Genomic DNA, 1,467 nt, shown 5'->3' on the forward strand with positions numbered 1-1,467 from the left:
CGTGCACGGCCAGCAGGCCCTCGGACAACGCCGCCCCGACGGCGGCGACCTGAGCGGCCGACAGCGGCCCCTCCTCGTTCACCTTGTCGTGCAGGGAGGGACCGGGCACGTACTGGGTGGCGAACCACGGCCGGTCCGCGTCGAGATCGGCGGCCACCAGCCGCGCCGTACAGCCGCCGCGGATGCGCCGCGCCGCCGACACCTCGCGGGCGAACCGGGAACGGAACTCCTGATCCTCCGCCAGATCCGGCCGGATCACCTTGAGCGCCACCCGCTGCCCGCGCCGGTCGGAGCCGAGGTAGACCACGCCCATCCCGCCCGCGCCGAGCCGGCGGTGCAGCCGGAACGAGCCGACGACACGCGGGTCCTCGCGCCGGAGCCGCATCATCGCCATGTCCGTCCCCTACCTCCGGTGGGGAGGCCCCACTCCGCTGCCCATCCGTCCTGACGAGGCACAGCTTACGGATTGACGGCCCGGCGCGCTGATAGGCCGCGCATGCGTCGTCAACCGGATTGTCAGTGCCCGGTGGGACCCTTCAAGGGTGGACGCAGACCACGGGACCGCAGTTCCCGAATCGGGGCGCGGGTCCCAAACGCAGTGCTCAGAAGGGGGATTGGGCCGGTGAAGGGTGACCGCGTGGAGATAGTGGTGGATGCCGGGGACACGACGCGGACGTACGACATGGTGGCGAGCAGGGCGGGGCGCAGGGTCGAGACGGCGGTGCGCCGCGGAGTGGTGGAAGTGAGTGAAGTCACCCGCAGCGGCTCGGTGGTGCGGACCGCGCGCTTCATGGCCACCCGGGTGCTGGCCCTGGTCGAGCACCCGGTGCCGCGGGTCGACGACACGGAGCGCCCCCTCCGGGAAGACCCCAAGACGTGAGCGCTGTTCTCCACCCAGGGGAGTAGCCGGGTCGCTCCGCCGTCATCCTCCGGGAGGCCGACCAATCGATACGAGGGCATGACGCCGGGGGTGCGCGGCGCACCTAATGTTGAGGTCAAGCGGCGGGCGTAGCACTCGTCCCCCGAGGTCAGACGCCCGCCGCTCCGGAAACGACAGGAGAAGGACGATGGCGGACACCGCAGGACGCACGATGATCCGGGCCCGTGGGCGCCGGGCCGTCGACGCCTTCGGCGCTCTGAGCGCCCTCGGCGCGCGGCAGTCCGGCCGTACGCGCCATCCGCTGATCGCGGCGGCGATGGTCCTGCCGCTGGCGGTTCTCCTGGCCGTGGTGTTCGGCGGCTGGGACGCCGTCGTCACCCAAGCGTCGTCCGTGGCCGGAACACTGGGGCGCTGAGCGCCCCGAGGTCCGGGAGAGCGGCCCGGACCGGGGAAACCGGCCTTAACCCCGTGGGGACGGGGGTGCGGCGGACGGCACGAGTGGCCGGGTACCTGGGGAGGTACCCGGCCATCGCGCGTTCCGAATCGATTCGCCTGCACGTGGTCGCCCGCATGTGGGCAAACGACAG

3 protein-coding genes are annotated in these 1,467 nt (G+C 72.3%); 2 read left to right on the forward strand and 1 reads right to left on the reverse strand.

Features of this window, described 5'->3' with window-relative positions; translation table 11 throughout:
• A partial coding sequence (locus ACFU99_RS43445) for a protein kinase (RefSeq protein ID WP_384404270.1) occupies positions 1-394 on the reverse strand: 394 nt, incomplete at its 3' end.
• Positions 395-622: 228 nt separating this feature from the next.
• On the opposite strand from ACFU99_RS43445, the gene ACFU99_RS43450 reads away from it, so the two are divergent.
• Positions 623-880 carry a hypothetical protein gene (locus ACFU99_RS43450; RefSeq protein WP_384404273.1) on the forward strand — a complete coding sequence of 86 codons (258 nt, stop codon included), beginning with the start codon at positions 623-625 and terminating at the stop codon, positions 878-880.
• Between the two features lie 187 nt (positions 881-1,067).
• The gene (locus ACFU99_RS43455) at positions 1,068-1,295 is read left to right on the forward strand and encodes a hypothetical protein (protein ID WP_384404276.1); all 228 of its coding nucleotides are present in this window, start codon (positions 1,068-1,070) and stop codon (positions 1,293-1,295) included.
• The last annotated feature ends 172 nt before the right edge of the window (positions 1,296-1,467 follow it).

The organism is Streptomyces sp. NPDC057654 (assembly GCF_042800135.1).
Lineage (GTDB): Bacteria > Actinomycetota > Actinomycetes > Streptomycetales > Streptomycetaceae > Streptomyces.

Excerpts from the sequence above, each read along its gene's own strand:
- ACFU99_RS43455 (WP_384404276.1), top strand. The coding sequence starts at position 1,068 with ATGGCGGACACCGCAGGACGCACGATGATCCGGGCCCGTGGGCGCCGG.